We start from the raw sequence: 13,019 nt of genomic DNA on the forward strand, positions 1-13,019 counted from the left end.
TCTTTCCCGTCGAGCCTAGACGGCTGCCGGCGCCGGCTCGGCAGCTTGCCGGCGCTTCCGCTTGCGCATCCAGTAATCCAGCACCAGCCGCTCGGGCAGGTTCAGCTTGAACGATGGACAGCCGGTTTCGCCGTTGTACCACAGCTTGGCGCAGCCGCCGCCGCAGACGGGAAACAACGGGCAACGCGGACAGGGAGAGATGCCGGTCCGGATATCGGCGTACCACTCCCTGGTGACCGCCTTGTCGTTGCGGACTTGGTCGATATTGCGGATGTGGCCGATCTTGTATTGGGGCGCATCGTATTTGGGCGTATACGGAAACTCGTAGCAGGGGTAGATATTGCCGTAGGCGTCGTAGACCTCGGCGTCGGGCATCACCACCATGCAGGGCGCGATGGAGCGGGCCGGCAGGATGCGGTCGAATTCAAAACCCCGCCGGATCGCATGCGCAGTCCAGTCTATCTCCCGCGCGGCGAAGTCCGCCGCCGGCAGGCTGTCCCGGTCGGCCTGGTTGCCGCCCCAATCCACCACCGGGCGAAAATCCAGGCCCACATTGCGCGCCGCCAGCCCCCGATCGGCCAGCAGGTCTATCAGATCGGCAACCTTGTCCTGGTTGTGGCGGTTGATGTTGACGCGGATCGTGACGCCGCTGCGGTTGGCGCTGAATTCCGGCATGCCGGTCACGTCGACCAGGTTTTGCAGGATGATGTCGAAACTGCCGCCGCCGGCCTTGACCGGCCGCATCAGGTCGTGGGTGCGGCCGATGCCGTCCAGCGTGATCTGGAAACTGTTGACGCGATGCCGCTGCAGGCGCAGATACACGTCGGGTTTGAGGCTGAGCCCGTTGGTGACCATGGAGGCGAAGAAATGGACGCCGGCCGCCCCGCATTGTTCAATCAACTGGCCGCTGATGTCCTCGATCTGCTTCAGCGCCAGGATGGGCTCGCCGCCATACCAGTTGATCGCCAGCTTGTCGTAGGACTTGCGCCGCAGCGTGTCCATGATGCGGGCGACGATGCGGGCGGAGGTGTCGTCATCCAGATTCTTTTTGACGTGCCGCTGGCCGCAGTAGCCGCAGCCCAGCTGGCAATTGGCGGTAGGCTGCAACGTCAGGCTGAGGGTGTGGGTTTCGCGTATGCCGCGCTGGTTCTTTTCCAGCAGATCCAGGAATTCATCGTCGCTGGGCGGGACCAGCACTTCGTCGGCCCGCAATTGCTGCAGCGTCGCCTGATCGATGCGGTCGAACTCGCCGACGAGCAGGCTGCGGTAGATCCTCTCCTTGACCAGCAGCGACTTGCCGGTCCGGCTGGCGAACAGCAGGCGGGAAGGATCGGGATGGTGGGCCGGACTGACGATGTCCGAGGCGATCAGGTATCGGGACAGAACGTATTCGCCATGCATGCTGGCTCTCCCAGGTCATCGGAACGGCAAGGCCATGCGGACGACGCAGGCGGCCCGGCCACTGCCATGGCCTGGGGCGGGCCGCCTTCGTCGTTTCGAAGCGGCGGGTTGCAAGGGCGCATCGCGTGTTTTTCCGCTGCGCGCGGCGCGCCGGATCCTGCCCGCCGCGGTCAGCCGGCAGGGACTGTTTTAGCCGGAGAAACCCTTGTCACACCTGACATAACCCGAGTCGCACTGCGTCGGATCCTCTTCCATTTCGCCGCCGGAAACGAACTCCAGGTCCTGGTCGGCGATTTCGCGCATGGTCGAGGGCGATTCCTCGCCCAGCTCGTCCAGCATGGTTTGCAAGCTCTGATTCTTCATATGCGTCTCCTAAGTGGCTCAGGCTGCTAGTTTTGCGACATCAAGCCCGGGTCGGTCGCATGGCGCAGGATGTTCCGGCATCGGCCCGTAATCAGCGCGGCGTGACGGCGATGCCGCGATAACGATGCAGCAGGCCGAGCAGGTAATGGACTTTCTTTTCCGCCAGCGGGTCGTCGACCATGGCGACGAGTTCCTCGACGGCGACCTGGCCGCCGCCGTTCAGCCTGTCGACCATGGCCTCCAGCCCCGGGAAGTTGCCGAGCGCGATCTTGGTGCCGCGCACGTAGAGCTCCAGCCGGCCGGCTTCGGGCGCGGGACGGCACAGCATCCGGTAGGGCGGCTCGATGGCGACGTGGCTGTCCGGCCGTATCGCCGGCGTGTCCTCGCGCGGAATCGGGCTGTTGCGGTAGCCGGCGTTGCTGAACAGCGAATAACGCAGGTCGCGGTAGACGTCGCGCATCAGCGCGCGCAGATCGCCGTCGCCGGGCAGGGCCAGCAGCGACAGCGCGGGTTCGACGGCGCCGATGTCGTCTATTGGCCGCCGGTCGGCCTTCAGCATGATCTCGGATGGCCGCAGATGGGCTTCCCGGACGCGGTACAGCAGCTCGCGGGCGAAGTCGTGGTCGGAACGGTTGTAGAACCAGCAGGCGATGCCGATGGACAGCTGGTCCTGCGTGCCCAGGTGGAACATGTTTTCCGGCATGAAGTAGAGCTGGCCCTCGCCGAAGGTGTGGCGGACGGCGCTGGGCAGATGGGGCGCGATGTCCATATTGTTGTAGCGCTTCTGGCCGGGCGCGGTGACATAGTCGTCGTCGCGCCAGGTGTACATGGTCTTGGGGCCGGGGCCGAGGTGGAAATGGATCACGCTCTTGCCGGGCAAGTCCTTGTGTATGCCCAGCGGCGTCATGTCGTAATTGCCGATGAACACCGTGCACAGGATGCCCTCGGTCGGCATGCCTATCATCTTCAGCGCCGGCTCCAGGATGTGCGCGATCGCCTGGGACAGGCCGGGGCTGAACTTCTCGCCGCGGTTCAGGATGATGCCGAACTTGCGTTTGCCGAAGGCGCGGCCCACCCAGGCCTCGATGTCCTCGTGCGGCAGCGGATGCAGGGCGAAGTGCGCGTCGAGCGCGTCGATCTTCTGGCCGTCCAGCCACAGGCGGTAGCCGTATTTCGCTTTGTGGGTCTGGCCGAGCTCGGCCAGGATGTCCAGCACCTGGCGGCGCATCAGACGCGCCTGGTCGGCGTTCAGCGCGTCGGCGAAGACGCAGGGCTGGCTCATCTGTTCGCTGCGGGCCAGGAAGCCTGTCCACCAGTCGGCGTCGAACTGCCGACGCAGGCGCGACGGAGCGAGGGGGTTTTCTATCGCGTCGTTCTCGAGGGGATGGTGCATGCCGGGCTCCCAGGCTGGGGTTGGCGAAGGCGTTCAGGCCGACGGCGGGTCGGCTTTGAGGATGCCGCGCCAGCGGAACAGCTCGTTCAGCAGATGCAGGCCCACCTTGGCCGGCCAGCGCGGGTCCAATAGACCCAGCAACTCGGCCGCGGCGCAGGTCCGGCCCTGGTTCAACCGGTCCAGCAGCGCGATCAGGCCGGGGTGGCGGTTCATTTCCAGCTTGTGGCCGCGCACATAGACGGCCATCCGCCCCGGCGTCGTTTCGCGGCTCAGGATGCGGTAGGGCGCGTCGGCCCGCACCCAGTCGGCGGAGGTCAGTCCGGCCGGCGACTCCAGCGGAAACGGCGAGTTGCGGAAGCCGGCGTTGCTGGCCAGGCAATGGCGCCAGTCCCGGTAGGCCAGACGCAGCGTCTGCTCGTAATCCAGCCCTCGGTACTCGTCGGGCAGCCGGCGCCGGGCGAGGATGGCGTCCAGCGCGCCGGCGTCGTCCGGCGGCGACGGATCGTGGACGATGGCCTCGTCCGGCTCGCCGTTCCGCTGCTTCAGCAGAAAGGCGTGCAGATTGTCGGCGAGCATTTGGTTGGTATGGGTGTATTGCCAGACGGTGACGCCGATCGACAGCTGGTCCTGCGCGCCGATGTGGTAGGTGCCTTCCGGCATGAAGAACAGGTCGCCGGCTTCGAAATGAAAGGTCCTGGCATGCGGTTTCAGCGCGGCGAAGTCGCGTTTGGCGATGCCCTCCTCCTCGGTCAGCCTGGCGTATTGCTCCGGCTCCCACAGATGCATGGTCTTGGCGCCGGGGCCGACATGGAAGTGGATGACGTTTTCCCCGCGCTTGTCCTGGTGGATGCCGAGCGGGGTCTTGTCGTAGTCGCCGATGAAGATGCTGAACTGGATGCCTTCGCGGGGCAGGCCTATCTTGTCGAACAGCGGCGCCAGCATCCGCGCGATGTCGCGCGACAGCTCGTGATGAAATTTCTCGCCGGAATTGAGGATGATGCCGAACGGAACGTCGGCGAAGACCCGCCGGCTCCAGGCCTCGACGCTTTCTTCGGCCTGGGGGGGGCTGTCGTAGACGCGGTTCATCTCGTCGTCGTCAAGCAGGCGGCCCGCCGCGTAGACGCGAAAGCCGTAGCGACGGCTGCGCAATCGCGCCAGCGTGGCGAGGATGTCCAGCACTGCGCGCTGGAATGCGGCGATCCGGTCGGCGTCGAGCGCGTTCTTGAACACGACCGGGCGGCTCAGTTGTCTGGATTCGCTCAGAAAGCCGTCCCACCATGCTTCGTCGAAACGAGAGGCCTGTTCTTTCATTGCGTCTGTTCTCCGGGGCGGTGCGGGCGCGCCCGACGGCCTGACGGCGCCGGGCGCGAAGAGGCGTCGCTTACGCGTCGTGATCGTGGTGGTGTCCAGGTTCTTCCGCTTGGCCTCCGGAAACGGCGGTTTCCTCCAGCGGAGACAGGACGGCGATGCCGAGGATGTCGGCGATTTCCTGGTCCTGATCCAGCTCGGTCTGCTCCACTTGCTTGTCGGTTTGCATGGTGTTTCTCCTTTGCGTGTGTGGTGGGCGACAGCGGTAGCGGTCGGCCTGAACGCGTCATCGAATGGATCCAGCCGGCTGGCTGTGGCTGCGTGAAGGGCGCGGCGTGGATCGTTTCATTGATGACAGTGAACTATTGGACGGTGCCGGTGGGGGAGCAACCCGGGCGATTACGGATGTCCGGCAACGGCGAAGCCGCGCCGGCGTGTCTGCATCGCGCAACAGTTCGGCAATCCTTGCCCAGCATGGTTATTGCCGATGGAGGACGCGGGGCTTGTTCGAAATGATGGCTATCGGCCAGTCCTAATGGACAGTGTGGCGCGCATGTGGTCCGTGATGAGAATTTAAAGAAAGAGTCCAAGTTGCCGCGGCGGCCGTCCAAACGTGATGGAGCGGGCGTGCCGGGTGGCGTCTCTTGTTGCTTAATATGCCAATGGAATTGGTGGTAGAGTGTCGAATCTCCGCGTGCCGCGACGCGGCATGCCTACCGAAGGCGTCCCATCCGTGCCACTTTTTCGCTCCGCCGCTCTCAGCCATGCCTCCGACCGGCGCTATGGCCGCATCGTGCTGCTGCGTCCCGCCAGCTTCGCCTGGCTGACCGGCGTGTTCGCGCTGATCGCCATCGCCATCGTCCTGTTCTTCGTCTTGGCTAGTTACACCCGCAAGGCCCAGGTGCCGGGCGTGCTGCTGCCCAGCCTGGGGCTGATCCGGGTGCAGCCGGCGCAATCCGGCGTGGTGGCCGAGGTGAGGGTGCGCGAGGGCCAGCAGGTGCGGGCCGGCGACGTGCTGTTCGTGCTCGGCAACGAGCGCGAGAGCGCCACCCGCGGCGACGCCGGGCGCGAGATCACCGCGCTGCTGCAATCGCGGCGCGACAGCCTGGCCGGCGACCAGGCGATGCTGCGCATGCAGGCCAGGCAAAAACAGGAGACGCTGCGGCGCAAGGCGGACGACCTGGCGCGCGAGCTGCAGCGGATGGACGAGCAGATCGGCCTGCAGCGGCGCCGGGTGGCGCTGGCCGAGGACACGCTGCAGCGCAACCGCAAGCTGCTGGCGTCGCAATTCATCTCCGCCGCCGCGCTGCAGGACAAGCAGGCCGAGGTGATAGACCAGCAGACCAAGCTGGCCGACCTGCAGCGCAGCCGCGCCGCCCTGCAGAGCGAGCACGGCACGGCCCTGTCCGACCTGGGCGACCTGCAGCTGCAAGCCAAACGCGACGAGGCGGCGGCGCAGCGCGGCATGGCGGAGCTGGAGCAGGACCTGACCGAGAACGAAGCCAAGCGCAAGCTGCTGGTGCGCGCGCCGCAGGCCGGCATGGTCAGCGGCATCGCCGCCCAGACCGGGCAGACCGTGGCGTCCGGACAGACGCTGGCGAATCTGTCGCCGGCCGGCTCGCCCTTGGAGGCGGAGCTGTACGCGCCGTCGCGCGCCGCCGGCTTCGTCAAGCCGGGCATGGCGGTGCTGATCCGCTACCAGGCTTATCCCTACCAGAAGTTCGGCCAGTTCAAGGGCACGGTGCGCGAGGTGTCGCGCAGCGCGCTGCGGCCGGAGGAGCTGTATCTGCCCGGCGGCCAGGGCGGCTCCGGCGAGCCGCTGTACCGGGTGCGGGTGAAGCTGGAGCGCCAGAGCGTCATCACCTACGGCCAGAACCAGTCGTTGAAGGCCGGCATGGCGCTGGACGCCAGCGTGCTGCTGGAGCGGCGCAAGTTGTACGAATGGGTGCTGGAGCCGCTCTACAGCATCAGCGGAAAGGTGTGAGATGAGCCATCAGCAACCGACCTTGCGATTCTGGGGCCGCCGCCGGCTGCCGCTGCTGCTGCAGACCGAGGCCGCCGAATGCGGCCTGGCCAGCCTGGCGATGGTGGCCGGCTATTGGGGGCATCGCATCGATCTGGCCAATATGCGCCGCCGTTTCTCGGTGTCGCTGAAGGGCAGCACGCTGAAGAGCCTGATCGCGATGGCCCAGGGCCTGGGCCTGGCGTCGCGGCCGCTGAAGCTGGACCTGCAGCATTTGCCGCAGCTGAAGCTGCCTTGCGTGCTGCATTGGGACATGAACCATTTCGTGGTGCTGAAACAGGTGTCGGCGCGACACATCGTCATCCACGATCCGGGGGTGGGCGAGCGCAAGCTGAGCCTGGACGAGGCGTCCAAGCATTTCACCGGCGTGGCGCTGGAGCTGACGCCGGACACCTCGTTCCGCAAGACCGAGGAGAAGCTGCAGTTCAGCCTGCTGTCGCTGATGGGCCGGGTGGACGGCCTGGGCGGCGGCTTGCTCCAGCTGCTGCTGCTGGGCCTGGCGCTGCAGGTGTGCGCGCTGGCGGCGCCGTTCTATTTGCAGTGGGTGGTGGACGAGGCGCTGGTGGCGGCCGACCGCGACCTGATCACCGTGCTGGGCATCGGTTTCCTGCTGCTGGTGCTGTTGCAGACCGCGATCGGCGCGGTGCGCTCCTGGGCGACCACGGCATTGGCCACCAGCCTCAATTTCCAGTGGCTGGGCAACGCCTTCGCCCACCTGATGCGCTTGCCGCTGCCGTGGTTCGAGAAGCGCCATCTGGGCGACATCACCTCGCGCTTCGGCTCGATCCAGACCATACAGAAAAGCCTGACCACCCAGTTCGTCGAGGGGGTGATAGACGGTTTGCTGGTGATCGCCACGCTGATCGTGATGCTGCTGTACAGCGCGCCGCTGGCCATGGTGAGCCTGATCGCGGTGGCGCTGTACGCGTTGTTGCGCTGGGGCATCTTCCGCGCGCTGCGCGAAGCGACGGCCGAACAGATCATCCACGCGTCGCGGCAGAACACCCATTTCATCGAGTCGGCGCGCGGCGCGCAGAGCGTGCGGCTGTTCGGCCGCCAGGAGGAGAGGCGCATAGGCTGGATGAACGCGCTGGCCGAGCAGTTCAACGCCGACCTGCGCATCGCCCGGCTCAGCCTGTCGTTCCAGACCGCCAACGCGCTGCTGTTCAACGCCGAGCGGGTGGTGGTGGTGTGGCTGGCGGCGCTGGCGGTGATGGATGGCCGCTTCTCGGTGGGCATGCTGTTCGCCTTTCTCAGCTACAAGGACCAGTTCAGCCAGCGCATCGCCGCGCTGATAGACAAGCTGTTCGAGCTGCGCATGCTGCGGCTGCACGGCGAGCGCGTCGCCGACATCCTGCTGACCGAGCCGGAGCCGGAGCTGAACGACGTCGAGATCGATCCTGCCCATGTCCAGCCGGCGATCGAATTGCGCAACGTGTCCTTCCGCTACTCCGACAGCGAGCCCTATGTGTTGCGCGAGCTGAGCCTGGCGATTCCGGCTGGCCAGTGCCTGGCCGTCACCGGCGCCTCCGGCTGCGGCAAGACCACGCTGCTGAAGCTGGTGCTCGGCCTGATGGAGCCGACCGAGGGCGAGGTGCTGGTGGGCGGCGTGCCGCTCAAGCAGCTGGGCCTGTCCAACTACCGCCAGATGCTGGGCACGGTGATGCAGGACGATCTGTTGTTCTCCGGCTCCATCGCCGACAACATTTGCTTTTTCGACCCGCAACCGGATCAGGAGCGCATTCGCCGTTGCGCCGGTTTCGCCGCCATCCACGACGAAATCATGGCCATGCCGATGAACTACAACACCCTGGTCGGCGACATCGGCTCCGGCCTGTCCGGCGGCCAGAAGCAGCGCGTGCTGCTGGCGCGCGCGCTGTACAAGCAGCCTCGGCTCCTGGTGCTGGACGAGGCCACCAGCCACCTGGACGTGTGGAACGAGCAGCTGGTCAACGCCGCGGTGCGGGACATCGATATGACGCGCATCCTGGTCGCCCACCGGCCGGAAACCATCGCCATGGCCGAGCGGGTGGTGGTGCTGGAGCAGGGGCGCATCATGCAGGATTCTCCGGCGGCGGCCGCCGCGGAACAGCGGAGGGCGAGGGCCGGCGGCGGTCCCGGGCGGGCCGGCGATCATGTAGAATGATCGCGCCCGGCGGCACCCGCAGACGCTCCGCCGCGCATCCCCATATTCCGCGGCGCGGCCCGCGCCGCCAGACAAGGAAAACCTCATGTCCCGCAATCTGGAACTGTTCGAACGTGGCAAGCAAGTGATCCCCGGCGGCGTCAATTCGCCGGTGCGCGCCTTTGGCCAAGTCGGCGGCACGCCGCGTTTCGTCGCCCGCGCCGAAGGCGCCTACTTTTGGGACGCCGACGGCAAACAGTATCTGGATTACGTCGGTTCCTGGGGCCCGGCCATCGTCGGCCACGCCCATCCGGAGGTGGTGAAGGCGGTGCAGGACGCCGCCGTCGGCGGCCTGTCGTTCGGCGCTCCGACCGAGGGCGAAGTGGTGATCGCCGAGGAGATCTGCAAGCTGCTGCCGTCGGTCGAGCAGGTGCGCCTGGTGTCATCCGGCACCGAGGCGACCATGACCGCCATCCGCCTGGCGCGCGGTTTCACCGGCCGCGACCTGATCGTCAAGTTCGAAGGCTGCTACCACGGCCACTCCGACAGCCTGCTGGTCAAGGCCGGCTCCGGCCTGCTGACCTTCGGCAACCCGTCCTCCGGCGGCGTGCCGGCCGACTTCACCAAGCACACGCTGGTGCTGCAATACAACGACGTCGAGCAACTGGCGCGCACCTTCGCGGAGATCGGCGACCAGATCGCCTGCGTGATCCTGGAGCCGATCGCCGGCAATATGAACCTGATCCAGCCGTCGGCCGAATTCGTGCAGGCGCTGCGCAGCCTGACCGAGAAACACGGCGCGGTGCTGATCTACGACGAAGTGATGACCGGCTTCCGCGTGGCCAAGGGCTGCGCCCAGGGCCTGCATGGCGTCACGCCCGATCTGACCACGCTGGGCAAGGTGGTGGGCGGCGGCATGCCGCTGGCGGCTTTCGGCGGCCGCGCCGACATCATGGGCAAGATCGCCCCCCTGGGCACCGTCTACCAGGCCGGCACCCTGTCCGGCAACCCGCTGTCGGTCGCCGCCGGCCTCGCCACGCTGAAGCTGATCCAGCAACCCGGCTTCTACGAAACGCTGGGCAGCCGCACCGCCCGCCTGGCCCAGGGACTCGCCGAAGAGGCGCAGAAGGTCGGCGTCACGCTGTCCACCGACAGCGTCGGCGGCATGTTCGGCTTCTACTTCAGCGACAAGGCGCCCAAGTCCTACGCCGAAGCCACCGGCTGCGACATTGAGCGCTTCAAGCGCTTCTTCCACGCCATGCTGGACGAGGGCATCTACTTCGCGCCGTCCGCCTACGAGGCTGGCTTCGTCTCCGCCGCGCATAGCGATGAAATGATCGAGCAAACTCTCGCCGCCGCCGGCAGGGCCTTTGCGCGCATCTGAACACTCAATGGCAGGTAAAGCACAAGGGAGCTTCGGCTCCCTTTTTCATTGGGCTGGAAAAAACGGGATGAGTTGGTAATATTGCCCCCGAATTAAAAAATATTCGGACCCGACGGGTCTGCGGGACATTGCGGCAGTGAAGGGGATGTGGATGGAAAGGAAGACCAGGCTGCGCCTGGCCGCCGGCGGCGTCGCGCTGGCGGCCGCGATCCTGGCCGGGGGCGCGCTGCTGCGAGGCGGCGATCGGGTCAAAGTGGAGAGATTGGCATTGGCAGACGCGTCCGCCCGGGGACTGGCTGCGGGCATCATGAACCGCGCTTACGGCGGCGAGCAGCGCGATCCCAAGCGCAACTGCTGGCATTACCTGCGCGAGGACGGCGGCGATTACTGCCTGCGCCCCCTGACTTTGGACCGCGTGACGATCGGCCGCGAACGCCGGTTGTATCTGTTCGCTAGCGGCAGCAAAGACGCCGCGCGCGACGCCGATCTCAGCGGCCTGGTCGGCGCCTTCATCGTCGACGCCGACACGCTGGAGCCGATCGCCGGCAGCCGGGAGCTGGATTTCCTCAACCGCCGCGCCGCCGGCCCCGAACAGGCGCAGCTGCTGCGCTTGTCCCGCGACGGCTATATGGGCTGGTTCGCGGCCGGCAGCGCGGCTCCCGGCGACGCGGCAGAGGACTTTCCGCAGTTCTACGCGCCCAAGGACGGCAAGGTGGTGGAAATCGGCGGCGAGGTGTTCGGCCGCGACGCCGATACCCTCGACGGGGTGCGGTTCGCGTACCAGCTTGACAGCGCCCAGGACGAGGCCAAGGTCTACCCCTTGTCGCTGATCGCCCGGGACGCCAAGGGCAAGCAGCTGGCCAGTTTCGATTTCCGTTTCGACCGCCGCCGCTGGGAATACGTCTGCGCCGATGTCGATTGCCGGGTGCGCGCCGGCTTGCCGACGCGCCCGGAGCGCGAGGAAAAGGCCCAGGGGCCGGCTGCCGACGCCAACGAGGCCTTGTTCGGCAAGGGACGCAAGCTGTCCCAGGGCGATCTGCAAGACGTGTTGGCGCAACTGGGCATGCGCTACGTGTCAGAGGATGGCGCGGCGGGGTTCGTCGGCCAGAACGGTTGCGACGAGCCTTACCCGCTGAAGGCCCATTTCGAGCGCGATGGCGGGCAAGAGCAGCTGTGGGTGCGCGGAGGAAATGGTTGCACCTCGGGCGCGGCCGGCGGCTCGGTCTGGGTCTTCGTCCGCGACGGCGGAGGCCGCTTGCGCGCCAATCTGGGCATGCCGGCCGCCCAGGTGCGCCGCACCCGCGACGTGTCGGCAGGCGTGCATGATTTGCGCGCCGGCTCGGCTGGGTTTTGCGACCGCTTGTGGCGCTGGAACGGCAAAGCCTTTGTTCATCTGCTGAACATCCCCACCCAGACCGGCGGCTGCGATGGGGGCAGCGCGTAGCAAACGGAAACGGCGGCTGAGGCCGCCGTTTTTCATATTCTCCTCCATCTCGGGCCTGGCCCGCTCGACTCCCTTGCACAAATCCGGCGGGCATTGTGTCGAGTATGCCCGCCGCATTCGGAGGCGGGCACCGGTTTCGTTGATCCTGATAGAATGACAAGTCAAATTTATTGATGCTTGTTTTTATCAATTGACATCAAATCATTTGGATTGAGACGGAACGATATGGCAAACAAGAAAAAGCTCGCGCTGCTGGCAGGCGTCGCGGCATTGTTGATCGCAGCCGGTTTCGGAGGCTGGAAGTATTGGAAATCGCATCAGGCGGTACAGGTGGAGCGGCTGGCGCTGGATGGTGAGCCCGGCAAGCAACTGGCCAGTGACATCATGGACAAGATGTATGGCAAGGAGGCTTACGACGGCAAGGAGAACTGCTGGAATATCGACCACAAGATCGATGGGGATGCATACACCTACTGCATGCGTCCGGTGACGCTGGACAGGGTGCAGGCAGATGGCGAGGAACGGCTCTATCTGTTTGCCGGAGGCAGCCATCCAGATGGCACGCATGCGGATACCGAAGGGTTGGCTGGCGCCTTCATTACCCAGGCGAAAACCGGGCAACTGATTGCTGGGGACCGCGAATTGCCGTTTGTCAGCGGCTCGGGGTCGGCTCCCGATGCCGAGGCGGTCAAGCTTCTGGTACTGTCCAAAACCGGCTACATGGCATGGGTGGCCGAGGGATACGACGAACAGATGGGTATCAGCTCCAGCTTTCCGCAGATGTTCGCGCCCAAGGCTAAGAAGATCGTCGATATCGCCGGCGATGTTTTTGGCAAGGAAGAAGGCATGGCGGAGCAGCTGAAATTCGAATACCTGTCGGACGCCGCCCAGGCTGACGCCAAGGTGTTTCCGCTGCTGCTGAAGGTCAGCGATGACAAGCACAAACAGGTGGCCAGCTTCAGGTTTCGTTTCGACAGCCAGAAATGGAAATACGTCTGCGCCGATGCGGCCTGCCGTAAGAAAGAGGGCATTCCCGAGGCCCAGCCTATGAGCCAGCAGGAAGAGGAGGATGGCCGCGCGGATCAGCCGCCGGCCAACGCCAACGCGGCTTTGTTCAGCGACGGCACCGAGCTGTCCGCCGCCGACCTGAAGGATGTCTTGGCCGCGGTTAACGCCACTTTTGTAGTGAAGGACCAGCAAACTTGGGGCTTCGTGACGCCCGAGTGCGCGAAGCCCTTCCCGCTGTCGGCCGAGGTGGTCAAGGGGTATGAGGACAATCGCAACATGTTGTGGCTGCAGGGCGGAAACAGCTGCACCTCCGGCAATACCGAGCACAGCATCTGGCTGTTCATCCGCGGCGAGGACGGCCACCTTCGCGCCAATCTGGGCCTGCCGGCCAAACAGGCCGCCGTCACCGACGACGCGACAGATGGCTACCACGACATCCGCCTGTCCGGCAACGGCTTCTGCGAGGCGGTGTGGCGTTGGAACGGCAGCCAGTACGCGCACCTGAAGAACATCGCCACCCAACCGGGCGGCTGTGGCGGCGAATAAGACTGGGAGGCCGGGACTGGCAGC

10 protein-coding genes are annotated in these 13,019 nt (G+C 65.8%); 5 read left to right on the top strand and 5 right to left on the bottom strand.

Features of this window, described 5'->3' with window-relative positions:
• Positions 1-15 precede the first annotated feature (15 nt).
• The 5 genes from ACY3GB_RS14960 to ACY3GB_RS14980 form a co-directional block, all read right to left on the bottom strand.
• Positions 16-1,401, bottom strand: a complete 1,386-nt coding sequence (locus ACY3GB_RS14960) for a radical SAM protein (RefSeq protein ID WP_463089440.1) — start codon at positions 1,399-1,401, stop codon at positions 16-18.
• A gap of 189 nt (positions 1,402-1,590) precedes the next feature.
• The gene (locus ACY3GB_RS14965) at positions 1,591-1,764 is read right to left on the bottom strand and encodes a hypothetical protein (RefSeq protein ID WP_463089441.1); all 174 of its coding nucleotides are present in this window, start codon (positions 1,762-1,764) and stop codon (positions 1,591-1,593) included.
• A 91-nt stretch (positions 1,765-1,855) separates the two neighbouring features.
• Positions 1,856-3,157 carry a hypothetical protein gene (locus tag ACY3GB_RS14970; protein ID WP_463089442.1) on the bottom strand — a complete coding sequence of 434 codons (1,302 nt, stop codon included), beginning with the start codon at positions 3,155-3,157 and terminating at the stop codon, positions 1,856-1,858.
• Between the two features lie 33 nt (positions 3,158-3,190).
• The gene (locus tag ACY3GB_RS14975) at positions 3,191-4,468 is read right to left on the bottom strand and encodes a hypothetical protein (RefSeq protein ID WP_463089443.1); all 1,278 of its coding nucleotides are present in this window, start codon (positions 4,466-4,468) and stop codon (positions 3,191-3,193) included.
• Positions 4,469-4,538: 70 nt separating this feature from the next.
• On the bottom strand, positions 4,539-4,694 hold the full coding sequence (locus tag ACY3GB_RS14980; protein ID WP_463089444.1) for a hypothetical protein: 156 nt from the start codon (positions 4,692-4,694) through the stop codon (positions 4,539-4,541).
• 504 nt (positions 4,695-5,198) lie between these two features.
• Between ACY3GB_RS14980 and ACY3GB_RS14985 the strand changes: the two genes are divergently transcribed.
• The 5 genes from ACY3GB_RS14985 to ACY3GB_RS15005 all read left to right on the top strand — a co-directional run bounded on the left by ACY3GB_RS14985 (position 5,199) and on the right by ACY3GB_RS15005 (position 12,995).
• The gene (locus ACY3GB_RS14985) at positions 5,199-6,449 is read left to right on the top strand and encodes an HlyD family secretion protein (protein WP_463089445.1); all 1,251 of its coding nucleotides are present in this window, start codon (positions 5,199-5,201) and stop codon (positions 6,447-6,449) included.
• 1 nt (position 6,450) lies between these two features.
• Positions 6,451-8,634 (top strand): peptidase domain-containing ABC transporter, encoded by a 2,184-nt coding sequence (locus tag ACY3GB_RS14990; protein ID WP_463089446.1) that lies wholly within the window; start codon positions 6,451-6,453, stop codon positions 8,632-8,634.
• 85 nt (positions 8,635-8,719) lie between these two features.
• On the top strand, positions 8,720-9,997 hold the full coding sequence (gene hemL, locus ACY3GB_RS14995; protein ID WP_463089447.1) for a glutamate-1-semialdehyde 2,1-aminomutase: 1,278 nt from the start codon (positions 8,720-8,722) through the stop codon (positions 9,995-9,997).
• A 151-nt stretch (positions 9,998-10,148) separates the two neighbouring features.
• Positions 10,149-11,441 (top strand): hypothetical protein, encoded by a 1,293-nt coding sequence (locus ACY3GB_RS15000; RefSeq protein ID WP_463089448.1) that lies wholly within the window; start codon positions 10,149-10,151, stop codon positions 11,439-11,441.
• A 225-nt stretch (positions 11,442-11,666) separates the two neighbouring features.
• Positions 11,667-12,995, top strand: coding sequence for a hypothetical protein (locus tag ACY3GB_RS15005; RefSeq protein WP_463089449.1), 1,329 nt, complete (start codon positions 11,667-11,669; stop codon positions 12,993-12,995).
• The last annotated feature ends 24 nt before the right edge of the window (positions 12,996-13,019 follow it).

It is taken from the genome of Chromobacterium sp. Ag138, from assembly GCF_055181315.1.